This window comes from Sporomusa aerivorans, assembly GCF_041428895.1.
Classification (GTDB): Bacteria; Bacillota; Negativicutes; order Sporomusales; family Sporomusaceae; genus Sporomusa; species Sporomusa aerivorans.
Map to the genome: position 1 here is coordinate 2,659,902 of NZ_CP156926.1, position 26,168 is coordinate 2,686,069.

General features: G+C 47.8%; 23 protein-coding genes. 15 read left to right on the forward strand and 8 right to left on the reverse strand.

The window, feature by feature from the left end; all coding sequences use genetic code 11:
- Nucleotides 1-42: 42 nt before the first annotated feature.
- The 3 genes from SATMO3_RS12470 to SATMO3_RS12480 all read left to right on the forward strand — a co-directional run bounded on the left by SATMO3_RS12470 (nucleotide 43) and on the right by SATMO3_RS12480 (nucleotide 5,290).
- Nucleotides 43-1,752 (forward strand): methyl-accepting chemotaxis protein, encoded by a 1,710-nt coding sequence (locus SATMO3_RS12470; RefSeq protein WP_371381111.1) that lies wholly within the window; start codon nucleotides 43-45, stop codon nucleotides 1,750-1,752.
- 349 nt (nucleotides 1,753-2,101) lie between these two features.
- Nucleotides 2,102-3,577 (forward strand): sodium:solute symporter, encoded by a 1,476-nt coding sequence (locus SATMO3_RS12475; RefSeq protein ID WP_371381112.1) that lies wholly within the window; start codon nucleotides 2,102-2,104, stop codon nucleotides 3,575-3,577.
- A 645-nt stretch (nucleotides 3,578-4,222) separates the two neighbouring features.
- Nucleotides 4,223-5,290: a hypothetical protein gene (locus SATMO3_RS12480; protein WP_371381113.1), complete on the forward strand. Its 1,068-nt coding sequence runs from the start codon at nucleotides 4,223-4,225 to the stop codon at nucleotides 5,288-5,290.
- A 64-nt stretch (nucleotides 5,291-5,354) separates the two neighbouring features.
- Here SATMO3_RS12480 and SATMO3_RS12485 read toward each other — a convergent pair whose 3' ends face one another.
- The gene (locus SATMO3_RS12485; protein WP_371381114.1) at nucleotides 5,355-6,257 is read right to left on the reverse strand and encodes a LysR family transcriptional regulator; all 903 of its coding nucleotides are present in this window, start codon (nucleotides 6,255-6,257) and stop codon (nucleotides 5,355-5,357) included.
- Between the two features lie 205 nt (nucleotides 6,258-6,462).
- Between SATMO3_RS12485 and SATMO3_RS12490 the strand changes: the two genes are divergently transcribed.
- The 11 genes from SATMO3_RS12490 (at nucleotide 6,463) to SATMO3_RS12540 (ending at nucleotide 17,473) form a co-directional block, all read left to right on the forward strand.
- The gene (locus SATMO3_RS12490) at nucleotides 6,463-9,432 is read left to right on the forward strand and encodes a molybdopterin-dependent oxidoreductase (RefSeq protein WP_371381115.1); all 2,970 of its coding nucleotides are present in this window, start codon (nucleotides 6,463-6,465) and stop codon (nucleotides 9,430-9,432) included.
- A complete protein-coding gene (locus SATMO3_RS12495; protein WP_371381116.1) occupies nucleotides 9,429-10,268 on the forward strand; it encodes a 4Fe-4S dicluster domain-containing protein in 840 nt (279 codons plus the stop codon). Before SATMO3_RS12490 ends, SATMO3_RS12495 begins: the two co-directional genes overlap by 4 nt.
- Nucleotides 10,269-10,567: 299 nt before the next feature.
- Nucleotides 10,568-11,371, forward strand: a complete 804-nt coding sequence (locus SATMO3_RS12500; RefSeq protein WP_371381117.1) for a methyltetrahydrofolate cobalamin methyltransferase — start codon at nucleotides 10,568-10,570, stop codon at nucleotides 11,369-11,371.
- Between the two features lie 60 nt (nucleotides 11,372-11,431).
- Nucleotides 11,432-12,061, forward strand: a complete 630-nt coding sequence (locus SATMO3_RS12505; protein ID WP_371381118.1) for a B12-binding domain-containing protein — start codon at nucleotides 11,432-11,434, stop codon at nucleotides 12,059-12,061.
- Between the two features lie 48 nt (nucleotides 12,062-12,109).
- Nucleotides 12,110-12,367 (forward strand): hypothetical protein, encoded by a 258-nt coding sequence (locus tag SATMO3_RS12510; protein ID WP_371381119.1) that lies wholly within the window; start codon nucleotides 12,110-12,112, stop codon nucleotides 12,365-12,367.
- Nucleotides 12,368-12,514: 147 nt separating this feature from the next.
- On the forward strand, nucleotides 12,515-13,108 hold the full coding sequence (locus SATMO3_RS12515) for a GTP-binding protein (RefSeq protein ID WP_371381120.1): 594 nt from the start codon (nucleotides 12,515-12,517) through the stop codon (nucleotides 13,106-13,108).
- Nucleotides 13,101-13,487 carry a hypothetical protein gene (locus tag SATMO3_RS12520; RefSeq protein WP_371381121.1) on the forward strand — a complete coding sequence of 129 codons (387 nt, stop codon included), beginning with the start codon at nucleotides 13,101-13,103 and terminating at the stop codon, nucleotides 13,485-13,487. The genes SATMO3_RS12515 and SATMO3_RS12520 overlap by 8 nt, the downstream gene beginning before the upstream one ends.
- A gap of 255 nt (nucleotides 13,488-13,742) precedes the next feature.
- A complete protein-coding gene (locus SATMO3_RS12525; protein WP_371381122.1) occupies nucleotides 13,743-15,596 on the forward strand; it encodes an ASKHA domain-containing protein in 1,854 nt (617 codons plus the stop codon).
- A gap of 169 nt (nucleotides 15,597-15,765) precedes the next feature.
- On the forward strand, nucleotides 15,766-16,137 hold the full coding sequence (locus SATMO3_RS12530) for a CidA/LrgA family protein (RefSeq protein ID WP_371381123.1): 372 nt from the start codon (nucleotides 15,766-15,768) through the stop codon (nucleotides 16,135-16,137).
- Nucleotides 16,128-16,817 carry an LrgB family protein gene (locus SATMO3_RS12535; protein ID WP_371381124.1) on the forward strand — a complete coding sequence of 230 codons (690 nt, stop codon included), beginning with the start codon at nucleotides 16,128-16,130 and terminating at the stop codon, nucleotides 16,815-16,817. The genes SATMO3_RS12530 and SATMO3_RS12535 overlap by 10 nt, the downstream gene beginning before the upstream one ends.
- Nucleotides 16,818-16,978: 161 nt before the next feature.
- Nucleotides 16,979-17,473 carry a YajQ family cyclic di-GMP-binding protein gene (locus tag SATMO3_RS12540; RefSeq protein WP_371381125.1) on the forward strand — a complete coding sequence of 165 codons (495 nt, stop codon included), beginning with the start codon at nucleotides 16,979-16,981 and terminating at the stop codon, nucleotides 17,471-17,473.
- Nucleotides 17,474-17,675: 202 nt separating this feature from the next.
- Here SATMO3_RS12540 and SATMO3_RS12545 read toward each other — a convergent pair whose 3' ends face one another.
- A complete protein-coding gene (locus SATMO3_RS12545) occupies nucleotides 17,676-18,002 on the reverse strand; it encodes an STAS domain-containing protein (protein ID WP_371381126.1) in 327 nt (108 codons plus the stop codon).
- 20 nt (nucleotides 18,003-18,022) lie between these two features.
- Nucleotides 18,023-19,882, reverse strand: a complete 1,860-nt coding sequence (locus SATMO3_RS12550) for a methyl-accepting chemotaxis protein (protein WP_371381127.1) — start codon at nucleotides 19,880-19,882, stop codon at nucleotides 18,023-18,025.
- Nucleotides 19,883-20,118: 236 nt separating this feature from the next.
- Between SATMO3_RS12550 and SATMO3_RS12555 the strand changes: the two genes are divergently transcribed.
- Nucleotides 20,119-21,321 carry a divergent polysaccharide deacetylase family protein gene (locus SATMO3_RS12555; RefSeq protein ID WP_371381128.1) on the forward strand — a complete coding sequence of 401 codons (1,203 nt, stop codon included), beginning with the start codon at nucleotides 20,119-20,121 and terminating at the stop codon, nucleotides 21,319-21,321.
- A gap of 54 nt (nucleotides 21,322-21,375) precedes the next feature.
- Here the strand turns inward: SATMO3_RS12555 and SATMO3_RS12560 are convergent, their stop codons facing one another.
- The 5 genes from SATMO3_RS12560 to SATMO3_RS12580 form a co-directional block, all read right to left on the reverse strand.
- On the reverse strand, nucleotides 21,376-21,816 hold the full coding sequence (locus SATMO3_RS12560) for a hypothetical protein (protein WP_371381129.1): 441 nt from the start codon (nucleotides 21,814-21,816) through the stop codon (nucleotides 21,376-21,378).
- Nucleotides 21,817-21,917: 101 nt separating this feature from the next.
- Nucleotides 21,918-22,706: a tRNA 2-thiocytidine biosynthesis TtcA family protein gene (locus tag SATMO3_RS12565; RefSeq protein WP_371381130.1), complete on the reverse strand. Its 789-nt coding sequence runs from the start codon at nucleotides 22,704-22,706 to the stop codon at nucleotides 21,918-21,920.
- Nucleotides 22,707-22,709: 3 nt separating this feature from the next.
- Nucleotides 22,710-23,477 (reverse strand): DUF4130 domain-containing protein, encoded by a 768-nt coding sequence (locus tag SATMO3_RS12570; protein WP_371381131.1) that lies wholly within the window; start codon nucleotides 23,475-23,477, stop codon nucleotides 22,710-22,712.
- A 363-nt stretch (nucleotides 23,478-23,840) separates the two neighbouring features.
- Entirely contained in the window at nucleotides 23,841-24,665 is an 825-nt protein-coding gene (locus SATMO3_RS12575) for a TIGR03915 family putative DNA repair protein (protein ID WP_371381132.1), read from the reverse strand.
- Entirely contained in the window at nucleotides 24,644-25,969 is a 1,326-nt protein-coding gene (locus SATMO3_RS12580) for a putative DNA modification/repair radical SAM protein (protein WP_371381133.1), read from the reverse strand. Before SATMO3_RS12580 ends, SATMO3_RS12575 begins: the two co-directional genes overlap by 22 nt.
- Nucleotides 25,970-26,168 lie beyond the last annotated feature (199 nt).

Below are 26,168 nucleotides of genomic sequence, written 5' to 3' on the forward strand. Positions count from 1 at the left end.
GAGCACGGGATATTTTGATTACAGAAGATTGCGAGGGAATTCATGAGCTGGTTTAAAAATTTGACAGTAAAAGAAAAGTTTGCCTGTTTAGTTGTTGTTGTATTAGCCTGCCAGTTACTATCCGGCTTTTTTGCCATTTATTATTTCGCGAAAATTTCCCAGGACACAGACGAAATTCACCGGCAGATGAGTAAAGCCATAGTAATTAGTGATCTTGCCTTTCGCGGACAGCAAGTGACAACCATAATGCTGGATTTGACGACTACTGCCGATAGCAGTAAGGCGCAGGCGGATATCCGCAGACTTGGACAGCTAGTTCAGGAGAATGAGCAGATTATTGGCAACTTTAGCAAACAACCGTTAAATCCTGCTGAGAAGGAACAGTTTGATAGTCTGATAGATGCGGTGCAAAGAACAGCTCCGGCTATCTCGAAAACTATGCAATTGGCGACAGAAGGAAAAAGACAGGAGGCGTACAGTGAGTTTACCCGGAATGTGGCAGAAAATTTTGATATAATTAATGCCAACTTGAGCAGATTAGCCGCTTATGCTTCGCAAGAAGCGGATAATAAGCTGACTGAGTCTGTTCACAGCAGGTACGTCTCCTACCTTTTACTGGCTGTTGTCCTGGTAATTGCCGTAATATTATCAGGCGGTATAGCCTGGTATATTGCAAGAACAATCATTACTCCTTTACGATTGCTTGTTGACCGGACGCAGGAAGTTGCAGCCGGCAATCTTGCGGTGAGCAGTTTGGCATTAGGTTCTGATGAAATCGGCCGCTTATCAGGTGAATTCGATGTGATGGTTGAGAGTCTGCGTACGTTGGTTAAACATATAAATCAGGCATCCGAACATATGGCAGCATCTTCGGAAGAAATGACTGCCGGCGCCGGACAGTCAGCTCAGGCAGCCCAGCAGGTTGCCGGCGCCATTTGCGATGTCGCCGCCGCCGCGGCAACTCAGGTGCAGGCAGCGCATAGCGCCGGCGATGCCGTAGAAAATATGGCTGGCAGCATCCGGCAGATCGCCGGCAATACAGGTGACGTCGCCACAATGGCGGAACAGACTGCCAATGTCGCCGCAGAAGGCTGCCAGGCTGCTCAGACGGCAATTCGTCAAATGGCAAATGCAAAAAGCGTAGTAAACAATTCCGTACAGGCGGTTAGTGAACTGGGCGAACGATCAAGGGAAATTGGGCAAATCGTCGATGTTATTGCCAATATTGCCGGTCAAACCAATTTACTGGCGCTCAATGCGGCCATCGAGGCGGCGCGCGCCGGCGAGCAAGGCCGTGGTTTTGCCGTTGTAGCTGAAGAAGTGAGAAATCTTGCAGAGCAGTCGCAAAAAGCGGCCAAGCAGATTGCACTGCTGATTGGTCAAATTCAGGGAGATACAGCTAAAGCTGTCGCCAGTATGGATTCGGGTAACCGGGAAGTTAACCTGGGAACCGAGGCTGTAAACGCAGCAGGAGACTTATTTGGCAAGATACAAACGTTAATCAATCAGGTTTCCAAGCAGATACAGGGAATTTCCACTGCTATTCAACAACTGGCTGTAAACAGTCAGCAGATTGTCGCGGCGGTAAAAGAAATTGACCGGTCCAGTAAAGATACGTCAGACCGGGCGGAGACCGTATCGGCCGCTACCGAGCAACAAGCCGCCGCTATGGGCGAAATTGCTGATTCCAGTCAACTGCTGGCAAAAATGGCAGAAGAGCTGCGCGGTAGTATTCAGCAATTCAAAGTATAAAACTGAGATACTATATCTCAGTTTTTTATTTTGATAAAGACGTGCTGAGAAAGGGCGCCCAGGGGATTATTTTTTGTTATGGCAGCAATGAGAAAAGTGAATTTCCATAAAAATGTCTTTCCGTTTATTATAATTATAGCTTGTATCCTTCATTTACTGATGGTGGATAGAAGGCGAATAAGGCATGCCTGTTATTTAAAATTTACAGAATAATATGAAAACAATGACGGGCGATAATGTTGCAATGAAAGGAGGAAAATTTCCCAGGTACAAAGATTTTGCTTTTATTTGGTTTTAAGAAAACCCGACCAGAGAGGAATAAAAAAGCATCGGTAAAAGGGGGAGTAAAATGAAGTTGGGCATTTTGATTGCGGTACTGGTATTTGAATTTTTATGTATAATTGCCGTTGGCTGGTACTTGAACAGACAGCAAACCAGGCAGGACGGCTTCTTATTGGCAGGCCGCAGTCTCAACTGGCAATTGTTGTCGATAACCCTGGCTTTGAGTATTCTAGGGACACCGCATATTTACGGGATGTTTGAAATGGCCTGGTTTATGGGAGCGGCAAGTTTATGGTTTGGTTTTGGCTGTTCCATCCTGCTGGTCGTAGTTTGCGTATTCACCGGCAGATGGGTTAGGCGGCTGAATGTATCCTCCATGCCGGAGTTGATGCATTTGCTGTTTGGCGAAAAAATGCGGCTGATTTTGCCATCGGTTATGATCCCCATCATTTGGGCGGTAATGACCCTGGAACTGCAGGGGATGGGTATATCCTTCGCCTTAATGACCGGAGTTACCGTAGAACAGGGGGTATATCTGGGAGCTATTCTAGGCGTACTGTACGTATGCCTGTCCGGCCTGAATCAGGTTGTCTGGCTGAATATTATCAATGCGTTCATTAAATACGGCGGCCTCGCTGTGGCTACTGTCCTGCTGACTGAAAAGCTGCCTGCCGGCTGGGCTGGGGTATCCCAGTACTTTATCGATCAGGGGCAGCCCTGGATGCTAAGTATCTGGGGCACGCCGCAAATCCTCATTTCTTTTGGCATGAGCACGGTTATCGCCATTCTTGTCAATCACAGCCTCGGACAGCAGCTCATGCAGCCCTGCATGGCCGCCAAGGATGACCGCGTTGTCGCCAATTCCATGTGGGTGGCCGTGATTGTAAACGGTATGCTGGCGGTATTTACAATTTCCATGGGACTGGCTGCCAAGAGCATTCCGGAATTTCATGCGCTTGGTCCTAAAATGGCGGCCATATCGATGCTGCTGGAGTACCTGCCGAATTATGCGATTGCTTTGGTGCTGGCCGCTTTCTTCGGATCCATGCTGTCCGGCTTCTCTATCATTGCCTTGGTAACATCAACGCTGTTTACTAAAGACATTTACGCTTATACCAGCAGAAAATGTATGTCACCGGCAGAAGAGAACCGGGTGGCCCGCATAACCATTATCGTTTTCTGCATTCTGGCAACCGCGGTGGCGCCCATCCTGCCGCCGATTGTTACTGCCATCAACTGGCTGTTCTCCTGGCCTGCGCCCATCATGGTCATGTGCCTGATCGGGCTATTCTGGAAGCGGTCGACCACAGCAGCCATTACCACCATGTTTGCTGCCTGGATCGTTAACATGCTCTGGTCGTTTACCGGTTTGCCCGCCGCGATTGGCCTGGAAATGCTGACAAGTGCCAATGTGTATGCGACCTTGAGTGTGTCGATTGTCGTTGGTATTCTGATGACCGCTTTGTGCGCAGGAAAACCCGGAATATTTAGAGTGTCTAAAGCTGTTTTGGCCCAGGAAAGGGCTGAGGCGGCTCAGGCGTGATGAACGCTATGAGATTTTTAGGGGAGGAATTGGAATGCTTTTCTGGGATTTGTTCCTTGCCAATATGGGAGTTATGATTTTTGTCTGCTTTGTGGGGCAATGCATTATTTGGTACCAAAACCGGAAATCAGGAGGAGTGCATTATGAATAGCGGTCCGTTGCTGGAGACCAGCTGGATGGCCTCAATCGTTATAATGATGCTGGTATTTGGAGCCATAACTGCCTATCGGTCTCTTAAAAAGGATTAGGAAATATAGAAGTGAAAGAAAAACAAGTTTCTCTAAGGCTGACAACATATTGAAACAAAGAGTTTGGCTATGATTATATTTTTTTATTGTTGCCATTAGAAGAATGAATTTCCCCGGCTAAGTTCCATATGGTAACATTTTAAGTAAATTCGGAATTTACTTGGAGGTGATGTACGAATGGAACAAGCCGTAATGTTGTTCGCGATCTGCCAAGAGCAGCATAAGGCTACACCGGCCTTTGGGAAAGTTGTGGGAGAGGAAAGTTATTCCGACGATGGGTGACAGGGAGCATATTATGGATTAGTTTCTGTGCTTTGCGAGCAGGACATCTAAAAATTAATTTCAGATTATTCAAATTTTAGAAAACGATATTAGATAAATTAAGGTGGGAGTTTTAATGAAAAAAAAGGTAACGGCTTTATTGACCGCGCTTATGATTGGCGTCTCTGCTAATTCGGCTTGTCTGGCCATTTCCGGAGCTGATGTAGTCATAACCGGTACATTCAATACCAGATACAGCAGTGCTAATGATAAGGGGATATATAATTTCGCTGATGATTATAGTAAAAGTGGTTTTTATCACCGGGCCGATATTGGCTTGATTGTCCCGGTTTCTAAAAATGTATCTTTTACGGGGATGATTTTTGCAGGCTCACATAATACTGATGAAAACTATGACCTAGGTAGGAGATTTGACGAAACCTCTCTTGAGATGGCCATGATTACAGCTAAAAAGGGCAATGCTGAATTCAATGTTGGCCGTTTAATCACCTGGCAGGGTCTGGGGTTAACTGGATCTAGCCCATATTTTGACGGGGCCAGCGTGAAATTAAAAAATGATAAATTAACAACTACTGTTACTGCTGGTAATGTAATCAACTGCACCTTCATACCGGAGCTGGGGGGGCCGGTTTCCAATAACCGTACCTACTACGGGGTGGATGTGGCTTATGATGTGGAGAAAGATAAGAAGATTGTAGCGACCCTGTGGCAAGATACTGATAAAGATCTCTATAATGCGTATAAGACTTTAACGGTAGGGTATCAGCAAAAGCTGGCTAAGGACTGGGTTTTTACCGGCGAATACGGGCGCAATAACGCCAACCTGGCTAAATTGAAAAATGACGGATCGGCTGCCGATGCTTTTTTTGCGCGGGTTAAATACCGCGGGGCTGTTCCGGGACAAGTCGGTTCTAACGGGGCTTCTTTAATGTATGTTAAAGCAGATCCATATTTTGACCCAAGCACTAATACTGTTCTGGAGACTACTCCTAATGGCTGGGGATATCCAACAAATGGTTCTAATTTTGATAACTTTAAAGGCTTAGTAATTTCTTATGAACATACCGTATTCGATAATACAGTATTGAAGCTCAATTATGCCCCGGCTGACCGGGTCAAAGACATGAATGGCGTTCCCCGCGACCGCAGTTATTTTACCGCCGATTTGAAGTTGTATTTTTAAACTCTAAAACAGTTACAGCCTCGCCTGCGGCTTATGGCCGGGGCGGGGCTGTATTCATAATTTATTAGCGGAGGCTGCCGGCTGCCTGCAGGTCTTCAAGCTCTTGCAGAAACAGAGGAACGGTTGGATTAGAATGGACCTCTCCCCAAGCGGCAACCACATCAAAGCCGGTACTGCCGCCGGCGATGTCCAGGAAGCGGAGCTCAGAGCCGGCGTATTCTTTAATATGCCGCGGCAAAACAGCGACGCCGATGCCTGATTCGACCATCAGCAACGCGTTCTCAGGAAAGGCGGCCAGTTTGGCAACCTTCGGGGAGAAGCCGCCGGCTGCGCAAAGCGTCATAATCTGATTGTAAAGACTGGGCGATTCTTCCGGGGCCAGCAAGATGAAGTTTTCCCGGGACAAGGCTGAGAGCATGAGCTTATTCTCGTTGGCGGCAGGATGATCCTGCCGCAGGACCACGGCCAGCGAATCGGCGTACAAAGTCTTCCAGCACAGTCCGGATATACTCAGCAAATCAAACGAAAGCGTAAAGCCAATATCGATATCGCCGCGTTTTAACGCAGTGGCAAGTGCTCCCAGATTCATCTGGCTTAATTGTAAATCGACATTGGGATAGGTGCTGCGAAACCGTGAGATAAGCGCAGGGAAAAAGCTTTTAACCGGTGCTCCCAAAAAGCCGATGGTAAGCTGGCCGGCGAAGCCGGCGACTGCCAGCCGGATTTTTTGGATACCTGCCTCGTAATGGGCGAGAATGGTTGTAGCTTCGCCAAGCACCGCTGCACCGACCGGTGTGAGCCGGACATTTTGTTTATTGCGGGCAAATAACTGCACGCCCAGTGCATATTCTAAATCAGCAATGTGGCGGCTGAGGACAGGCTGGGCGATAAAGAGCTCCTTGGCTGCCGTGCTGAAATTTAAATGTTCTGCGAGGCATACGAATTCACGTAATAACTGGACTTCCATTGTATCCCCCCTGGATAACGCTTATATCATATAGTATAAAGAGATTACAGAATGAGGGAAAGTACTTTCCGGCAAAAAAGATAAGTTCCGCCGGGCGTAATACTTTTCTGTCATAAGCTTAGACAGACATGGTATTTCCCAAAGAAAGCAGATTGCAGTATTATGAGGTTGAAATAATGGAGTTGTTTGAAGGGAGCTGATTAGCATGGCGTTTGCAAGTACACAATTTTCTATTATCCTTTTTGGTCTGGAAAAAATCCTGAAGATGACGGCATTGCGATCTGACACATTTGCCGCGCGGCTTAAAGAAAAGGATTTTGTTGCGCAAATTAAGTTAAGAGATAACTCGCAGGGCAGATATTTTATTTTTAAAGGCGGCAAAGTTGCTTCACAGGCGGGAATACACCAAAAACCGGATGTTATTATGTCCTTTGAAGATGCCGCAACGGCTGTACGATTAATGAAGCCAACTAAAACCCAACTGGAATTTATCAGTGCTGCCAAGCATTTTCAGATTGACATGCAAGGGCCGGACGAACTGACGCTCTGGTTTGCCGAGACCCTGAATATGACAATGAGTGTTGACCAGGAATATGGTGTGGATATGGGCGGCGGAGTCACGCGCTATACAAGCAATACCAATGGCGGCCCGGTCTTTGTATATGTCAAGGCTGGGAAAATCATCCGCATTACACCGATTGATTTTGCTGAAGAGGATGCCGACCCCTGGGTGGTCCGGGCCAGAGGCAAGAGTTTTTCGCCGCCTAGAAGAACCACGGTGAATCCCCATACCCTGGCCTGGAAATCGATGATTTATTCGCCGAACCGGCTGCTTTACCCCATGAAACGGGTCGACTTTGACCCCAATGGTGAAAGAAACCCGCAGAACCGGGGAATATCAGGTTATGAGCGGATTAGCTGGGACGAGGCATTGAATATTGTTGTCAGCGAAATTAAACGGGTTAAAAAAGATCATGGTCCGGGCGCAATTATGAACGGCAGCGGTTCTCATCATACCTGGGGGGCGTTAGGGTATTGGCTAAGCGCCAGGCTGCGGTTTTTTAACTCTATCGGCTGGACGCCGGTGGTGCATAATCCGGATAGCTGGGAAGGGTGGTTCTGGGGCGCAACCCACCACTGGGGGCAAAGCGCCCGCAATGGCGGCTCGGAAACTTACAATCTGGTGGAAGATTGCCTCCAAAACTGTGAAATGGTTGTTTTCTGGTCCAGCGACCCCGAATCTACCAGTGGTGTATACGGAGCGCAGGAAGGGACAATACGCCGGCAGTGGCTGAAAGAACTTGGCATTAAGCTTGTGCATATTGATCCGTATTTTAACCATACGGCCGGATTGCTTGGCGGTAAATGGCTGGCGCCCAGACCGGGTACCGACAGCGCCATGGTGTTGGCGATCGCCTATGTCTGGATTACGGAGAACCTGTATGACAAAGAGTATGTGGCTGAACGCACGACCGGTTTTGATAAATGGCGGGACTACATTTTTGGGAAAGAAGACGGTATAGCCAGAACGCCGGAGTGGCAGGAGCAGGAAACCGGTATTCCGGCCAAAGATATCCGGGCGCTGGCACGGGAATGGGGCCGGAAAAAGACCTATCTGGCGGCCGGCGGTATAATCGGTTTCGGCGGCGCCTGCCGGACTGCCAATGGCACCGACTGGGCCAGAGGCATGGTGTGTCTCATGGCGATGCAGGGCTTAGGCAAACCCGGCGTTAATATGGGCGGGATGCAGCAGGGGACTCCGGTGGATACCCGCTTCTACTTCCCAGGTTACGCCGAAGGCGGTATGTCGGGCGATATTTTCGGGACCGGCAACTTCCTCAACTTATATCAGCGGATGCCGAATATTGTCACTATGAATACTGTCAATCAGGGGGTGCCGCGTCTTAAAATACCGGAAGCCATTATGGAGGGACAGTGCGAGGCCTATATTGCGGATGCCAAAACCATCGAAGGCCAGTTTTTCCCGCTTAAATACCCGTCTCCCGGCTATTCACCGGTAAAAATGTATTATAAGTACGGCGGCTCCCATATCGGCACAATGGTCGATACTAACCGGTATGTAAACATGTACCGCTCAGACGGGCTTGAATTTGTTGTAAATCAATCAATCTGGTTTGAGGGCGAGGCGCAGTTTGCCGATGTAATCTTGCCGGCCTGTACTAACTTTGAACGCTGGGATATCAGTGAATTTGCCAACTGCGGCGGCTATATCTATCATTCCTTTACCCAGGTTAACCACCGGGTTGCCGTGTTGCAGCACAAATGTATCGAGCCGCTGGGCGAGTCAAAATCCGATATCGAGATTTTCCTGGAATTATCCAAACGGCTGGGGCTGGGTTCAGTATTTTCCGAAGGCTCTACCGAACTGGAATGGTGCAAGCGGCTGTTCGAAGGGACCGACCTGCCAAACAGCATATCCTGGAAAAAGTTTCTCAAGAAAGGCTATTTTGTTATTCCGCCGCTGCCTGAAGACCGGCGTGATCCGGTGTCATTCCGCTGGTATGCGGAAGGCCGCCCCAAGGATACGCCCGAACCGTTCCCGGCCCCGGCTGATTATACGGGGGAATACCGCATGGGCTTGCAGACTCAGTCCGGCAAACTGGAATTTGAATCTTCCAGCTTAAAACGTTTTGACCCCAACGATCCGGAGCGGCCGCCGATTATGAAATACATCCCGGCCTGGGAAGGGCCGCACGCTGCGGAGCTTTATGCCAAATACCCGCTGCAGCTGATTTCGCCGCATCCGAAATTCACCTTCCATACGCAAAGTGACGGCAAAGACAGCGCCATCAATGACATTAAGGATCACCGGGTATTCATCAATGGCCATTATTACTGGATTATCCGGATCAATCCTCTTGATGCCGCGACTCGCGGTATTAAGGAAAACGATCTGGTCAAGGCCTTTAATGACCGGGGGGCTGTTATTTGTGCAGCGCAGTTAACCGAACGCATTCCCCCGGGAACGGTACACTCGTACGAATCATCGGCGGTATACAAACCGGTGGGTGAACCCGGCAAGTCGCCGGACATTGGCGGCTGCATCAACCTGCTAACTCCCAGCCGGATGATGATTAAGAAATCGCACGCTATGGCGGCCAATTCCTGCCTGATTGAAATTGCCAAATGGGGCGGCGAGGAGAGTGTTTCATGAAAAAGTGGCGTTTAATCATTGATGTTGAGAAATGTGTGGATTGCAATAATTGTTTTTTAGCCTGCAAGGACGAGCATGTCGAGAATGACTGGCCGGACTACACCCGCCCTCAGCCCCGGCATGGCCACCGCTGGATAAACATCATGCGTACGGAACGGGGGCAGTACCCGCTTGTTGATGTGGCGTACAGGCCGACTACCTGCATGCACTGTGACGATGCTCCCTGTATCCGGGCGGCAAAGGGCAGTATTACCAAACGGCCGGACGGGATTGTAATTATCGACCCTGTAAAGGCGGCAGGGCAGCAGGAACTGGTTAAGGCCTGCCCGTATCAGGCTATCTGGTGGAACCAGGAACAGGCAGCCCCGCAAAAATGCACCTTGTGCGCCCATCTCCTGGACCAGGGCTGGAAGAAGCCGCGCTGTGTCCAGGCCTGTCCCACCGGCGCGCTGCGGGCGGAGTTTGTGGAAGATGCTGAAATGAGCCGCCTCTGCCAGACGGAGAAGCTGGAGGTTTTGCAGCCGGAAGCCAATACACGGCCCGGTGTGTACTATAAAAACCTGTACCGGTTTAACAAGTGCTTTATTGGCGGTAGTGTGGCAATGAAGCGGGAGGATGTTGTCGACTGCGCGGAAGGCGCCAGCGTAACTTTGTTAAAAGGGCAGGAAAAACTGGCGGAAGCTGTTACCGATAATTTTGGTGATTTTAAGTTTGACGGACTAACGGCCAACAGCGGCAATTATACTGTCCAGGTTCAGTTGCCAGGCTTTCCTGAGGCTGAGGTTGCGGTTGAGCTGACCCTGAGTAAGAACGTCGGCACAATTCTTTTGGCGTAACAGATGGAGAGCATATTGAAAAGGGGATGCGTAAAACGTTTAAATGAAAAGCGGAATGCGCCCCCTTTTTTTCATGAGCATCCTGCGTAAGGAAGGATCACAACTTCGGTATGTTTTTGTGTTACACGGGTATTATAAAAATAAGCCAGCGGGCCGGTTAGTAAGTATGAACCGGTCAATTTAAAACACAATGAGACTTTTTGCAATATAAGAAAAATTCTGTTGACAAAAGGGAAATGCCGAGCTATTATTTATATAGATGTATATACATGATGCCTAAGAGGAGGAGAACGTTTTAGATGCTAATCATCGGAGAACTCATTAATACCAGCCGTAAAGCCATCCGTGAAGCCGTTGAGACAAGAAACGCGGCTTACATTCAGGAAGTTGCCAAACAGCAGGAGGAAGCCGGGGCGAACTATCTGGATGTAAATTGCGGGACAATGGTCGGTCAGGAAATTGAATGCATGGAATGGCTGGTCAATACGATTCAGGAAGTTACCGATTTGCCGCTATGCATTGACAGCCCTGACGAGAATGCATTGAGAGCCGGGCTGACTCTGGCTAAGACGACAAATGGTAAGCGCATGATAAATTCTACAACAGCCGAAGAAAAGCGATACAAAGCTGTTTTGCCGCTGGTTAAGGAATTCAATGCTAAAATTGTGGCTCTTTGTATTGAAGACGCCGGTATGCCGGAAACGGCCGAGGATCGTTTGCGGATTGCCAGCAAGCTGATTGACGACATGGCGAAAGAGGGCATCCAGCAGGATGACATTTATATTGACCCGCTGATCAAACCGTTAAGTACAAATGATAAGTATGGCAAATCGGTTTTAGATGCTATTTACGCAATTAAGCAAAAATATCCTGCCGTACACTTAACCTGCGGCCTAAGCAACATTTCCTACGGGTTCCCCAACCGGGCCGTTCTTAACCGGCTGTTTGTAGTACAAACCATGACAGTGGGCATGGACGGCTACATCCTGAACCCCACTGACAAAGCAATGATGGGCGTGGTATACGCCGGACAGGCCCTGCTGGGCAATGACCGGTATTGTACCAAGTATCTGAAAGCTCATAGAAAAGGGCTTTACGCATAACCGCGTAACAGCTCAGGAAAACGGGATTACTCTATAATATATATTTTAGGGGGAGATCGAATGTCAAAGATTGATCTGGTAAAAGCGGTAACTGAGCTCGAAGAGGATTTGGTCATTGCCGGGGTAAAAGAACAAACGGCAGAAGGTGTATCTGCCATTGAAATTCTTGGACAACTGCAAGCCGGTATGGAAGGCGTGGGTAAACTCTATGAAGCCGGTGACTATTATCTGTCCGAATTGATCATGTCGGCGGAAGTATTCTCTAATGCAGCTGCTCTCCTGGGCTCGGCCCTTGATGAAGGCGGCGCCAGCAAATCCGTTGGTACTGTTATCCTGGGAACGGTTAAAGATGACATTCATGATATCGGTAAAAACATTGTATCCACTATTTTAAGCTGTAATGGTTTTAAAGTAGTAGATATCGGCGTGGATGCTCCTATAGAAACTTTTGTTGATGCGGTTAAGACCCATAATCCTGATGTAGTTGGCATGTTCTGCCTTCTGACCACTGCCTTTGATGTAATGAAAGAGACAGTGGCCGCCGTAAAAGCAAGCGGGTCTAAAGCAACAGTTCTGGTAGGCGGCGGCCCGGTTGATCAAAATGTCGCTCAATGGTGTTCTGCCGACGGGTATTGCAAGAATGCCTATGACGCAGTGGAGATGTCCAAGAAGGCATCCGGGGCTAATTAAGAGTTCCTTATTATCGAATAATCTGGTTTGAAGGAGGGTATTTCTGCTATGGAAGACGAAAATAAGCAAATAGGCAGTATTGCCGGTAATGTTGATACACAAAAGGCCGGGAGTGAGCAGCCTATGGTCAGGCAGCATACCCTGCCTGAAAGTCAGATCCCGGATGCAGAGTGTACCCAAAATGAGGTACCGCAAATTATTAATAAAATAGTAAGTATAGCCAGAGAAATCGGGTGGCTGAGCGATCGCAAAGTTCCTGTGGAAAGCGATAGTGATGAGCCTGTTTCCCAAGCTGCTTCACGGTGACGGTTGCGAAAACTTTATTCATGCAGGATTAATCCGGGTTGTGTGACAATCCGGATTTCCTGTATGGGATATTCGGGAAACCGCCGGGTGGGTTGTTGACTGGCGGTTGGTATAGTGAATGTTCGCAGTAAAAGGTGGAGGAAGACAATGCATATATTACTTTTTGGCGGTTTTTTAGGCTCGGGCAAGACAACGACCATATTGCAGATTGCCAGATACATAACGGAAAATAAACAAGAAACGGTGGCTCTCATCGAAAACGAGATTGGTGAAGCCGGCGTTGATGATCAGCTGTTCGCTGACAGTGGCTTACAGGTTAGACCGTTATTTGGCGGGTGTGTATGCTGTCAGATTACCAGTGATCTAATCACGGCAGTCAGAGAAATTCATGAAACCATCAAACCTGATTGGTTAATCATTGAGATGACTGGCTTAGCTATTCCGGGCAATATCGCCAAACTGATTAATGAGTATTGCAGCTTCTACACCGGCTTCAAAACGATTACCCTTGTTGATATGGGCCGCTGGCTGGAGTTAAAGGAAGTTCTTGGCCCGCTTGTTACCGGTCAGGTGGAGAAAACCAACTTAGTGCTTATTAATAAAGCCGATATTGCCGGTTCTGACCGGCTGGAAATTACCCGGGACATTAAGGAAATCGTCGGCGAAGTCCCTATTCTGGTTGCCAGTGCGGCCGGCAAGCTGCCTGCCGAGGTAATCGAGGAGGTCATTCGTTTTGAGTAAAATGGACGATGCTGTGGTATTCAGCAAAAAATACGACTTTGACTTCCCTCAGGCTCTGACTAAACCGGTTATCGAAACGCTGATGACCCGCCTGATACAGGATATCGGCAGGCCTTTGTCGCACAAGGGGATTATACTGGGACATATTAAAATGGTGGCAAAATTACCGGATACGGAATTTGTATTTTTATCCCTTACCAGACTGGACCAGGTTGACATCAAACTCTCGGCTCAATGGGCAAGAGAACTGACCAGTACCTGGAAGACGATTCACTTAGACATCAATGTATTGCTCTTCGGTCAGCGTACGGAAGTCCTGGAAGAAGTGGTTGCCGGCTCGCTGGCGATTTTGCGCCGGGATAGCAGCTGCCAAGAGTAATCTATATAGAAATCCAATATGGGCTCTTTCATAGGCGGTCAGTTTGTAACGCTTCGCCGCTGACGCTTAACCTATGCTTTTACTCACTGCCTGTCTGTCAATCTTTATTGGGTACTATAATACAATGCTGTTTCGATGTCTGTCCTCTTCGATAGGCTCGTTGCATACATTCCACCGAAAGAAGAACTATCTGTCATATAAAAGTAGTTCTTCTTTTTGGCATTTTGCATAATCCGAAGAAAGAAGGTCTACATAATGGATGCAGACATAACTTATAACTTACTGATAGCTGGCAATGACCGGTGTTTTACCTGTAAAAAGGACAAGACGATTTTGCAGGCGCTTGTTGACTGTGGCGTATTTATTGAAGCCAATTGCGGCGGCCGGGGTACCTGTGGCCGGTGCAAGATCCAGGTGCTGTCCGGTCAGGTTACTACGCAAACCGGGCAACCTGTTCAGCCCGGACCGGACAAAACCTATCTGGCCTGTCAGGTGTATCCCCGGGGGGACATTACTATTTTGCTGAACAAGGCGGCGGTCAGTTCAAAAGGGCAGAATATTGAAATTGGTATTGCTGAAGAAACGCCGCTGGTAAAGAAAGTAGTGCTTACTCCCGTGTATCCGACTGTCGACAATCACTATTCTTTACAGGATATGCTTCAGCAGGCGCTGGCGTCTCAAACGTCAGATCCCCGGCTTGGCGCCAGTCTCCGGTTCTTTGATCAGGCCGCCATATTGCGGCGGTTGGCAGCAGTGGTCGAAACGCAGCCTGAACGCATCACCCTTACATTGCTTGACAGCCAGTTAATCGCAGTTGAAACCGGCGATACTTCCGGGCGGCTGTACGGAGTGGCTTTTGATGTGGGCACAACAACGGTAGTGGGAATGCTGGCGGACATCAAGGCGGGTAAGGTAATTGCCGTATGCTCAAAAAATAATCCGCAGGCGTCGATGGGAGCTGATGTCATTTCCCGGATTCAGGCGACACACGAATTGGAAGGCGGGCTGGAACGGCTGTCCCAACTTATAAGGATCTGCCTGAACCAAATTATTGCTGAATTATGTGGCATGGCGAACATAGCGCTTCACGATATTTATACGGTAACGGTGGCCGGTAATGCCACAATGTCGCATTTAGCGCTGGAGATTTCACCGTCCACGCTGGTACGCAAGCCGTACGCCGCACTGTTTAAATATATAGCCCCGCTTGATCCAACGGAGCTGGAACTATCCATAAACAAGCAGGGAAAAGTCATCATATTGCCGAACATTGCGAGTTTTGTGGGTTCAGATACGACCGCTGCCATACTGGCTATTGAGCAGGACATTGCCGATAAACCGTTACTGTTGGTGGATTTGGGAACAAACGGCGAGATGGTTATTGGTGACGGCAAACGGCTTTATGCTTGTTCCACTGCGGCCGGGCCAGCTTTTGAAGGCGCCTACATCCGCGATGGCATGCGGGCTGCCGAGGGGGCTATTACCGACGTTGTTATTACCGGCGAGGATGTTCTGATTCAGGTAATTGGCAATGTTAAGCCTGTTGGCATTTGCGGCTCCGGCATCGTTAAGGCTGTGGCCGAACTGGTGAAAACCGGCGTATTAGCTGCTAACGGACGTTTTAATACAGCAGCCGGCGGTTTGCCGCTATCAATCCGTGAGCGCCTGAAAAAGCGTGACGGGCAATGGGAGTTTGTTCTTGTCGCGGCTAAGGACAGCGCCGGCGGAGCTGATATTTCCATTACGCAGGCCGACGTGCGCCAGATACAATTAGTAAAATCATCGATATGTACCGGTATTGAATTTCTGCAGGAAAGGTTGTCTGCGCGGCATGAGCTAAAGGTGTGCCTGGCCGGCGCGTTTGGCAACTATATTGACATTGAGAGTGCCGTAATTATTGGTATGCTGCCGGGTGTCAGGCCGGAATGCATCTATTCGGTCGGAAATGCAGCCGGCACCGGCGCCGTTCAGACACTGCTGTCGGCCGAACGCATGCAACGATGTATTGCAATAGCTGCCAAAGTTAATTATGTGGAATTGGCGGCGCAGCCTGGTTTTCAGAACGGTTTTTTAAAAAACCTGAGTTTTCCCCGATATTGCCCACAATAAAGTAGACTTAGCTTCAAATGGGTTTTAACCCCATCTAAAGGTTAGTCGCGGATAAAGCAAAACGCTGCATTCAGATTCCGGGAATGCAGCGTTTTTATTAACACTTAATTTGACAGAATAGCCTATTTTCATTTACCATTTTAATATATGTTCATAAGGAGAACTTCACATGCTATTGAATCTGCTCAAGATGACGGCACAAGGCCTGCTGCTATGGATCATTTACTGGTTAGGCAACCAAATTACAGCCCTTAGCGGTTTACCTATCCCCGGAACCGTGTTTGGCATGGTTTTGCTGTTTGTCCTGTTACTCAGTGGAATTATAAAACTCCACTACATTCAGGCTGCTGCTGATTTTTTACTGAAACATATGTTATTTTTCTTTATTCCGATTGCGGTTGGGTTAATGGACTGGGGAGCCGTTTTTTATGAGTACGGGGTGATATTAACGGTTGCGCTGCTGGCCGGTGCTGTTTTACCGTTTTTCACGGTGGGCATCCTGACGCAGCTATTGCAGAGGGGGGATAGGAAATGGAAGTAATTACTACCGGCATTTTTATTTTGCTTACTGTCGCAGCGTACCTTGGCAGCCGCTATTTATATTTTCGCTATAATAATCCGTTAGTTAATATTGTCCTAATTAGCTCGGTTGTGCTTATCGCCATTCTGTCCTTAGGCAAGTTTTCTTACGCAGCGTACACTCCGGCCAAGGATATTATGACGATACTGCTTGGGCCGGCGACTGTTTCTTTGGCCGTGCCCTTATACCGTAACCGGCAATTGCTGCGGCAATACGGCGCCGCTATTATTTTAGGTGTTGGCATGGGAACCGTTGTATCAATGGTTACCGTTCTTTGTATCACCGGGGCCGGTGGTTTATCACGGGAAATAATTGTGTCCATTATCCCTAAATCCTCGACGATTCCTTTTGCCGTCGACGTTGCCCAGATGGCCGGGGGTAATCCGGCGCTGGCGGTAGCTTTTGTTGTGGCAACAGGTACGTTTGGTTCAGTAGCCGGGCTAGCCCTGCTGTCCTGGTTCAAAATCCATGATCCGGTGGCCCGGGGGCTGGCAATGGGTACGGTATCGCATGGCCAGGGGACGGCAATGGCCCTGCTGGAAGGAGAGCAGCAAGGCTCGATGGCCGGTGTGGCCATGGCTTTGGCCGGAATATTTACTTCGGTGTTGGCGCCGGTTCTTATCCTGTGGTTTGTCAGGTAAAGGCGATTTTCCGGTTATAAGACTTGCCTGAATTTCTCGATCGATGAAAATTATGGATTAGAAAGTGATAGAGGCAGGTTTTTGTGGGAAAAATAGAGAAACGAATAACAGCAAACAAAATATTGGCTTTGGTGAGTTAAAGCAAGGAAGGGGTTTGTGTTATGGCAAAAGATAGTTCTTTTGATATTGTATCTGAAGTTGACATGCAGGAAATGGATAACGCCGTTAATCAAAGCAGTAAGGAAATTGGCCAGCGCTATGATTTTAAAGGCAGTAAGGCTGCAATTGTTTTGGACGGTGATTCGCTTAAATTATCGGCTGAGGATGATTACAAACTTGGCGCTATGCTGGATATCCTAAGAGGTAAGATGGTAAAACGCAATGTGCCGTTAAAATGCCTGGATGAGGGGAAGGTAGAGCCAGCGTCAGGGGGCACGGTGCGACAGACGGTAAAAATTCAAAAAGGAATTAGCAAGGAAAAAGGCAAAGACGTTGTTAGCGCCATAAAAGATTTAAAACTCAAAGTGCAGGCGCAAATTATGGATGATCAGGTAAGGGTGACCGGCGCGAAAAAGGATGATTTGCAGGCCGTCATTCAGAAGCTGAAAGATAAAGACTTTGGTATTGAGTTGCAGTTTATCAACTTCCGCTCATAAGAGAACGCTATTTATTACGGTATAAATAAAAGCGCGAATGCCCGCTGGTTTGCAATGCAAGGGATTGGTCATCCCCTCACATTGCAGGCCGCGGGCATTTGCGTTCTGTTATCCTGATAGAAAGTATAACTTTCGCCTGGATAAGGGCAACATCGACTTCCGCTTTCGCCAGAGGCTCGGCGCAAGCCGTGTTTTCTTTATCTCAGGCTGCAGCAGCTTGATTATCCAGGATAGTAAAGGCACGGGTCAGCCGGGTGCGGTCAAAGGCCGCTTTGACACTGCCGTCGAGGCCGGCGATGGTAATGCTGCCGCCATTTTGCAGAGCCCGTTTCTGAATATTGACAAGCATACCCAAACCGGTTGAGTTGATACCGCTCACCCGGGAGAAATTCAGTCGGAAATTGGGGTAGCCATCATCAATATATCCTAACACAGCCTCTCTGATGGCGGCTGCCAGCTCTCCTTGCAGGTCACCGGTCAGATTAATAACAACCTGATTGTCCACAATCACAAACTCTTGATTTTCCATAAGTAATCCTCCTTGCTTCATCATGTCCTGAATTGCGCCATTGCCAATTTGAGATTGGTTGCCATGGAATTCGTAGCGGTAGAAGTGGTAGCCAGGCAATCCATTACGCTCGAAGTCTGGTGTGTCGCCCCGGACACTTCCTTGGCTTGCTGAGCCGTATTTTCAATTACAGTGGCCAGTGAATCTATCAAATCGATTAGGATGTCCGAATGGGTTACTTCTTCATCGGTAATGGCAAGAACGGCTTCAATATCGGTTGCCGTATGATTAACGGCTGTCAAAATATTCTCCAGGGTTTTATGCGCCTGACCGGCGCTGGCAACACCTTCTTCCACTTTCATACGACTGCCCTCTATAGCTGCTACTGCGGCGGCGATACTCTGTGTAACCTTGCTGATGAGCAGGGATACTTCGCCTGCACCCCGGGTGGATTGCTCGGCCAGGTGTTTTACTTCTTTGGCTACTACGGCAAAACCCCGGCCTGCTTCGCCGGCCCGGGCAGCTTCGATAGCCGCGTTAAGGGCCAGAAGATTAGTCTGCGAGGCTATATTGGTTATGGTCTCGGTAATTGCACTGATTTGCGCAATGTATTGGTTGAGCATGGTAATTTCTTTTTCGGTCTCGGTTGTTTTAATCTTGATATTGTCCATACAAACCACCGTGTGATCCACTGTCTGCCGGCCTTCAAGCGCAGTGTTCAGTGTCTCTTTTGAACTGGCGGCGGCAGAGGCTGCTTCCCGTTTGGCAATATCGGTCAGCGAGGATAGTTCCAGCAGCGACTTAGAAACCTCCACAACGGATACAGTACCAATAGCAGCGTCATTGGCCAACGCGACGCTGTTATTGGCGACTTCAGCCGCTGTAACCGACACTTGCTCAACTGAGGCGGCAGTTTCCTGCGAGGCTGCAACTACCTGTTCGGCTGACTGAGACACTGTTTGCACAAGGGAGCGTAAGTTCAGCACCATGGCGTTGATGGCAGTACCCAGACGGCCGATTTCGTCCTGAGAGGTAATAACAATTTCCGGTATTGCCAGGTTACCGGCAGCGACATCCTCAACACAGGTGACCATAGTATGAATTTCCTTGAGAGTCTGGCGAAGAATGAATAAAGCCAGTCCGACAGCAGTACCAAGACCAGCGATAATCATGGTGCAGAATATCATAATTAGCCGGGTGTAGCGGGAATCGGCCTCCTGGTATTCCTGGTTGGCCAGGGTGAGCTGCAAGTCCAGCAGCTCGGATAGTTTCCCGGATACCGGTTCGATACTTGAATACATTTCTTCAATCATAAAGGCGGACAGGGCATTCTTGTCTTCTTTGACCATAATTTCAGTGGCTTTGGCAATAGCGCCGTCCGCAATCCCGAACAATCCGTCAATCTGGGAAACCATCCGATCTTCTTCGGGCGTGAGCGGTTTGTTTTTATAGGAAGTCCACTGTTCCTTGATGGCCTTGGTGCCTTCCTGCAGCCTGCTGCGCCCTAGCGCCCAGGCCATATGCCCATCCTTGACTTTGTGGCAGGTATCAACAATATTTATTGTAAAATTATCTGACATGACCTTAAGCTCCTGTAGCGATACAATGCGGCTCTGATACATGCCTTTCAGTGAATCGTTAGAATTCTTGATACCCTGCAGCCCGATTACGCCAACACCGATCGATAAAAGTGACATAATGGCAATGATTGCGGCCAATTTGGCTTGCAGACTGAGGTTGCTTAATATCTTGCCGTAAACAGTGCAACAGGGAATGCGGCAGGCTGTTAATGACGTCTTAAAACAGGGAAGTTTGCGATGAAGGATTGCGGGGAGGTGCAGGGCTTTCATTTTGACATGGATTTTACGTAATTTTACTGCGGCATTTCTGATAATGTTCACGCTGTACTCCTTTAGATCGGTTTTTTGATTTAGCGTTTTTTTCCTGGCTGTTATAAAATGTTAGTTTTTTTTACGACATTTTCCTTCCATGTTTTCTTAAGATAAGGTTAATTTTATGTTAATATTGCAACAGGCTTTCACAACATTAAAGTAGACAATGAACGCTGGCTGCTTATATAATTGAGTTGACAATATTGCCCGAGATACTGTTAATTTGCGCAAGGAGATTTATCAACATGGCTAAGAAAACCGGAAGTTTAAAATGGTGGCTGCTGTTAGGGATTGCTATAATTGGCCTTATTTATTATTACAACGGAAAATCTCCCGGAAAAGCCAAGCCTGCCCCGGAGCCCGGCTATAATCTGGAAAAAACAGGGGCAGGGGTTGTTGCTGATTATTCGCAGGCTTCGCTAAAAATTCATAATGCTGTTGATGCTGTACTGGCCAATGCCAAGCTGGCAGTAAAAGAACCGAAGGAGAGCAAGCGCGAGGTTCCCAGGAAAGAGGTTGAAGGACTGATTCGTTGGCACAGCCGCCAGATGCTTATCGAACTGCCTGATGTTATGTCACCTCAAAGTCTTGAAAAGATGCTGATTCAGGCAGAGGTCAAACTGCTCGGAACCGAGCCGGATACCTACGCCGGACAGTCTGTAGTGCGATTTGATATTGGTTTGCAGGAGAAACTGGGTGGTGAGCCGCTGACGTTGGTAACTGACCGCTTATATATTGCTGTTAAAGGCAAGCCTGCCGAAAAACGAAAATCCAAAGGGGAAGGCAGCCGTGGGGAAATGGCCATTGTTATTGACGATTTTGGCTATAACCGGGAGCCTATTGCCGGCTTTGCCGAGATGGGGCGGCCAATTACTTTTGCCGTACTGCCTTACCGTACCTATAGCAATGAAGCGGCTGCCAAAGCCCTGAGCGCCGGTCATCTTGTTATGCTCCATTTACCCTTAGAACCACTGTCGGCCAGTGAAGGGGTTGAACCGACTGTTATTACTACCGGCATGAGTGATGAGGAAATACGCCAGACTGTAACCAACGCCATTGCTGCTGTACCTGGAGTCAAGGGTGTCAATAATCATCAGGGCTCAAAGGCGACAGCCGACCGGCGGGTCATGAAAACAGTATTAGGTGTTATTAAATCGCAGAGCTTGTTTTTTATTGATAGCCGCACCAGCAGTCAATCGGTGGCTGCCGAAACAGCCAGACAGATGGGGATTAGAACCGGGGAAAACGAGTTGTTTCTGGATAACAGCCCGGATATTGGGCTCATAAAAAATCAACTGCGTAAAGCAGTTGATTTGGCAGGGCGCTATGGTTCCGTAATTGTAATCGGGCATTCCCGCCCTAACACAGTTGTGGCTGTGCGGGAAATGATCCCCGAGATTGAAGCAGCCGGTATTCGCCTGGTTTATGCCAACCAGCTGGTTAAATGAGAAAGATAAGTCAAGCAATAAAAAATACCCTGCCCAAGCAGGGTATTTTTGTTTCTAAGGACGGGCGGCTTCAAAATCATCGGAGGATATTTTGACTGACTGCGGCTCAGGCGCTTTGAGCACAATGGTAAAACTTGTGCTGCCGGAACGTATCCGGTGTTTTGAGATATAAGGAATAGTCTGCAGTGTCGTGTCATCGCTTTGCAACTGAATATTCAGCCGCAGGTAGTAGTCTGTCGGTACATCGATTTCAATCTTATCGGTATCTGATGAAGACGGTATCGTAAAGGTTTTGCCGAAACTGGAAACGGTAATCTGGTCCAACGGTTTGCCCAGGAAGGGGTAGTGCCAGAAATAATCAGGGTTGTCCACCTTGAAAATAACTGTAACTCTGGTGAGATCCCTGCTGCTTGCCTGCGCCTGGAATGGGGCGGCAGCGCCGGTGAGCAATAGGAACAGCCCAACAACTATGCAAACCTTTTTCATCCATAACATAAAAATCCCTCACAATCTTTTATCCGTTTTTTATGACTTGTAAAAAGATTCTATGATAATCCATAGATTTCCTTTGGGATTTTTATGTCTGATGAAAAACCTTATACCGGTTTGCGCTGCCAGAATGCGTCATGCTTAGCTTTGAGCTGAGTTCTGGTAGGTTCGTCTGGCCATAACTCGAGCGGTTTTCCACCGCGCATAGCTGCAGCCAGATGCGCATAGAAAGCCGGGTCGGCTTGCTCCAATGCGGCGATCCGCTCTTTAATCTCCTGGCGCTTGGTTTTACCATTCATTGGGCAAGGGCTGGCGATAGGGGTTAATCCGTGCAATCCTACCGTTTCCCTAATTTCTCTTTCCCGGAAATAAACCAGCGGACGAATTACGGTAAGTCCGGTCCGGCTTAAATGCGTTACCGGGGAGAAGGTTTTCAAATGGCCGGCATATAAGAGCCCCATATAGAAAGTTTCCACGGCATCATCGTGATGATGGGCCAGCGCTACTTTGTTGTAACCGTGTTTTTGCGCATAGCTGTTGACAGAGCCGCGACGGAAAAAGGCACAGGTAAAGCACGGGTCCTTACCCTCGTTATTATCAATAATACCGGCGATATTAGCCTGCTCTGTGCCGTAGGGAATACCCAGTTTGGCACAAAAATCCACAAGTGGCGCCGGGTCGAAGTTATCGGTGAATAAAGGATCGAGGGTAAAAGCGCCAAGTTCAAACTGGACCGACGAAATATCCTTGAGTACTGCCAAAGCATAAGTGAGAAATAAGCTGTCCTTGCCGCCGGACAAGCCGACAAGGATTTTGTCGCCTGCTTGCAGCATATCGAATTCGATAATGGCCCTGATAAACCGGCTAAAGTAAGGTTGGGGCAGATATTTACGCATGGTTTAGTTGGAAGCCTCACTTTCCAGAATTTTGCTCTCAGTCAGCCAGTCCCAGTATTTTTTTGGAATGGCATGCTGGGCCAGTCTGATGTTTTTACGGGTGGCAATATACTGCGACTGGTAATAAGTTTCCCAGGCGGCGGTAAAATCCTGGTTCTCCAGATATGGCAAGAATGGTTTGGCGTCTGTACTGCTCATTTTGCCGTTAATAAACACAAGAGCCGTATTTTCCAGGATAAGTACAAGGCGGGTGTTGGGATAGCGAGGGGCAAACTGCTTTAAAATTAGATCGCCGGTCTGGTGAAAAAGCTTTGGTTTGGCAACCAAGGTATTGTCAGGCGCGGGCTGAAACCGGATAAAGCCGGTCATTTTATGAACTTCGTGGGAGACTACCTTAGCACGGGAGAGAAAAATCCGGCTGATGTCCCCAATACCGCAGCAGCAGTAAGAATAACCGTAGCGCAGGGCTTGTTCGACTGCGGAAAAGATGACAGCCCCTTTGTCGTTTGCCTGATAGCGAAGGTTGGTAAAAATCAGGCGCGCCAGCGTTTGCCCGGGCATTCCAAGCAACCAGCCGGCATCCAGGCTGCAGGTGTCGGCCAGTTGTCTGACCAGGACCGTCAGAGCCGTAGTATCGGCATCATAGCGGTCAGTCTCTTTAAACAGGCCCAGACTGTCCTGCTCCCCGTGAAAGCATGGCAGGTCATTATGGATTTGTGACAAAAGCGCTGCTTTTATGATCGGCCATGGCGCCGGTGAGCATATAATCACGCGAGTCCCTCCATAAAGTAGACTTAGCTTCAGGTGGGTTTTAACCCCAGCTGAAGGTTAGTCGCCCTTATCCAGAGACTTAGCCGCTCTTCACTCCCGCTTATCGAAGCGGGAGTCTTAGGGCGGGGTAGTCATCGGATAAATTAAGCTGAAAATAGTTTTGACGGCTGGTTAGTGGCAAGTTTGGAGCGGCCAAGCGCGAACCCGTCTGTCAATGGTGACAAACGATAAGGCCCGTTTGCGTACAACACCTGCGTTTCTATTTGGCAGTCAACAATAAGAATAAACCAATTAAGGAAGTTTATCAATATTGGAAATAGGTGTACAACGAATAAAAATGGGTGATGAAAGAAATAAATTTTATTAAGTTTCATGCGCCGGGATGCTCAATAAAGTATCACTAGAGCCAGACCGGTCTCGGGGGATACTTGTTTGTGTTTGTCGCCCAAACTCGGTCATATATTTCCAGTAACGTTTGGGCATATGGCTCATGCGACATTGCGGGTTATATCGACCCTGTATTGCAATAGTATCGTAAAACAACTGCCATAGTTCGCGAAAAGTTTTCTCATCCTCATCAACTTCCGGCAGTTCAAGTTCTTCAATCGAAATGACTGCAGACTGGTATGGCCGATAAACAAGTCCCATCCCATGTGTTTTGTCATGAATTAAAAAACGCTCTTCCGGATAACGCTCGCAAAAATGCTGTACCAAGAGAGGCAATACGTAATTTTTGGGTTCTATTTCGCCGACAAGGACATTGTTAATGATAGAAAATCTAAGGAATCCTTTAAACAGATGACTTTCCCTTTCCAGATGCTGAACTGCCTTAAAAAGCTTATTTACAATATCTTCCGTTAACATGTTCATTACCGCAGGACCATGTCGGTATCCCAGACGCAGAAATAGTAAAATGTATAATTCTTTTTGGGCAAGACAAGTTAAAAAAGAGTGACGTACAAAATCAAGAGCGGAAATTCCCATCTTTCTGGGTATAGAATCCAGTACTCGACCCGCTTTATACAAGTCGGTCGAGATTTTTTTTGTTGCAAAAAGCAGGGAATGAGCTTCATCTGCTAATACAATATCCATTGGAATTTCTTTTTTCTCATAGCTTTCAAATACACAACACAATAATCCGTCAAAACTACCGTCGTAGCAGTAGATCAAATCTGACTGGCTATACACTTTTCCATAACCCCCATCGCTGCAGGTAAAACCGGCAGGTGCTGCTCAAACAGGGAAAGCTGTTCTGTGCGAGAAAAATCCCAGCGTTTTATTTCCAGAGCTTTCTCCGATAGTAAAGCTTGCAACATCACACTTTGTGAATTTTTAATTCCGTCTGCTCTTTTTCCATTACAAGTAATAAAGTATTGGGCGCGTTTTAGAACAACCCCTAATTTTTTTAGACTGTCGAAATTAAGTGTTGCAGTACGACGGACGGATAAAATCCGCTTTGCACTGGTTACACCAATACCAGGCACTCTTAGTAAGTTTTGATAAGGAGCCCGGTTAACGTCTACGGGGAAAAAGTCTATATTGTTAAGAGCCCAGTTGCATTTAGGGTCTAAATAAGGATTAAAGTTCTGATTCTGCTGATCGAGAAGTTCTCGGGCTGAAAAGCCGTAAAAGCGCAAAAGCCAGTCCGCCTGATAAAGCCTGTGCTCACGCCATAGCGGTGGTTTTGTATCTAATGCAGGTAAAAGACTATTTTCAGTTACCGGCATGTAAGCAGAGAAAAAGACCCGCTTTAGCTTATATTTTCTATACAAACCTTCGGTTAAGTTCAAAATTTGATAGTCGGTGTCAGGAGTGGCGCCAATAATCATTTGCGTACTCTGGCCAGCAGGGACAAATCTGGGGGCATTTTTATATTTAACAATGTCACGTGAATTCTCTTGTATGTGATTCTGAATAAATTCCATCGGTGTAAAAATGGAATGCTTTGACTTATCAGGCGCCAGCAATTGTAAGCTGTTTTGTGAAGGTAGTTCAATATTTACACTCATTCGGTCCGCCAGCATTCCAAGGCGTGTAAGCAGTATGTTATCGGCTCCCGGAATTGCTTTGGCATGAATATAGCCGGAAAACCGGTACTCCTCACGTAAGATACGCAGAGCTTCTATCATTTGCTCGCAAGTATAATCCGGATTTTTTATAACGCCAGAACTTATAAACAGGCCTTCAATGTAATTGCGGCGGTAAAAGTTCATCGTCAACTCAGCGAGTTCCCTGGGTGTGAAGAAAGCGCGCGTCGTGTCGTTAGAAATGCGATTAACACAGTATTTACAATCATAGATGCAAACATTAGTCAGCAATATCTTTAACAAAGAAATACAACGCCCATCTGCCGAAAAGCTGTGACAAATTCCAGCGGCGGCCGCACTGCCGATTCCCCCGGCAGCGGCCTTCTTGTTAACTCCGCTCGATGTGCATGCTACATCATATTTGGCTGCATCTGTCAGGATTGTTAACTTATCAAAGGCATCCAACGTACATCAACTCCCTTGCTCCTATTCATTATATACCAGAACGTATGTTCTGGTAAAGATTATAATTGGTTTTTGACTGCTAATCCGGGAAAAAAGAAACTCCCCGTTTTTGGGGAGGACGCGTTTTCGCCAGTAAACAACGTTCTTATTGTATATCCTTAGAAATATCTTTATTCAGCAGGAGGAGCAAATGCCAGGA

Excerpts from the sequence above, each read along its gene's own strand:
- SATMO3_RS12470 (WP_371381111.1), top strand. The coding sequence starts at position 43 with ATGAGCTGGTTTAAAAATTTGACAGTAAAAGAAAAGTTTGCCTGTTTA.
- SATMO3_RS12475 (WP_371381112.1), top strand. The coding sequence starts at position 2,102 with ATGAAGTTGGGCATTTTGATTGCGGTACTGGTATTTGAATTTTTATGT.
- SATMO3_RS12480 (WP_371381113.1), top strand. The coding sequence starts at position 4,223 with ATGAAAAAAAAGGTAACGGCTTTATTGACCGCGCTTATGATTGGCGTC.
- SATMO3_RS12485 (WP_371381114.1), bottom strand. The coding sequence starts at position 6,257 with ATGGAAGTCCAGTTATTACGTGAATTCGTATGCCTCGCAGAACATTTA.
- SATMO3_RS12490 (WP_371381115.1), top strand. The coding sequence starts at position 6,463 with ATGGCGTTTGCAAGTACACAATTTTCTATTATCCTTTTTGGTCTGGAA.
- SATMO3_RS12495 (WP_371381116.1), top strand. The coding sequence starts at position 9,429 with ATGAAAAAGTGGCGTTTAATCATTGATGTTGAGAAATGTGTGGATTGC.
- SATMO3_RS12500 (WP_371381117.1), top strand. The coding sequence starts at position 10,568 with ATGCTAATCATCGGAGAACTCATTAATACCAGCCGTAAAGCCATCCGT.
- SATMO3_RS12505 (WP_371381118.1), top strand. The coding sequence starts at position 11,432 with ATGTCAAAGATTGATCTGGTAAAAGCGGTAACTGAGCTCGAAGAGGAT.
- SATMO3_RS12510 (WP_371381119.1), top strand. The coding sequence starts at position 12,110 with ATGGAAGACGAAAATAAGCAAATAGGCAGTATTGCCGGTAATGTTGAT.
- SATMO3_RS12515 (WP_371381120.1), top strand. The coding sequence starts at position 12,515 with ATGCATATATTACTTTTTGGCGGTTTTTTAGGCTCGGGCAAGACAACG.
- SATMO3_RS12525 (WP_371381122.1), top strand. The coding sequence starts at position 13,743 with ATGGATGCAGACATAACTTATAACTTACTGATAGCTGGCAATGACCGG.
- SATMO3_RS12530 (WP_371381123.1), top strand. The coding sequence starts at position 15,766 with ATGCTATTGAATCTGCTCAAGATGACGGCACAAGGCCTGCTGCTATGG.
- SATMO3_RS12535 (WP_371381124.1), top strand. The coding sequence starts at position 16,128 with ATGGAAGTAATTACTACCGGCATTTTTATTTTGCTTACTGTCGCAGCG.
- SATMO3_RS12540 (WP_371381125.1), top strand. The coding sequence starts at position 16,979 with ATGGCAAAAGATAGTTCTTTTGATATTGTATCTGAAGTTGACATGCAG.
- SATMO3_RS12545 (WP_371381126.1), bottom strand. The coding sequence starts at position 18,002 with ATGGAAAATCAAGAGTTTGTGATTGTGGACAATCAGGTTGTTATTAAT.
- SATMO3_RS12555 (WP_371381128.1), top strand. The coding sequence starts at position 20,119 with ATGGCTAAGAAAACCGGAAGTTTAAAATGGTGGCTGCTGTTAGGGATT.
- SATMO3_RS12560 (WP_371381129.1), bottom strand. The coding sequence starts at position 21,816 with ATGTTATGGATGAAAAAGGTTTGCATAGTTGTTGGGCTGTTCCTATTG.
- SATMO3_RS12565 (WP_371381130.1), bottom strand. The coding sequence starts at position 22,706 with ATGCGTAAATATCTGCCCCAACCTTACTTTAGCCGGTTTATCAGGGCC.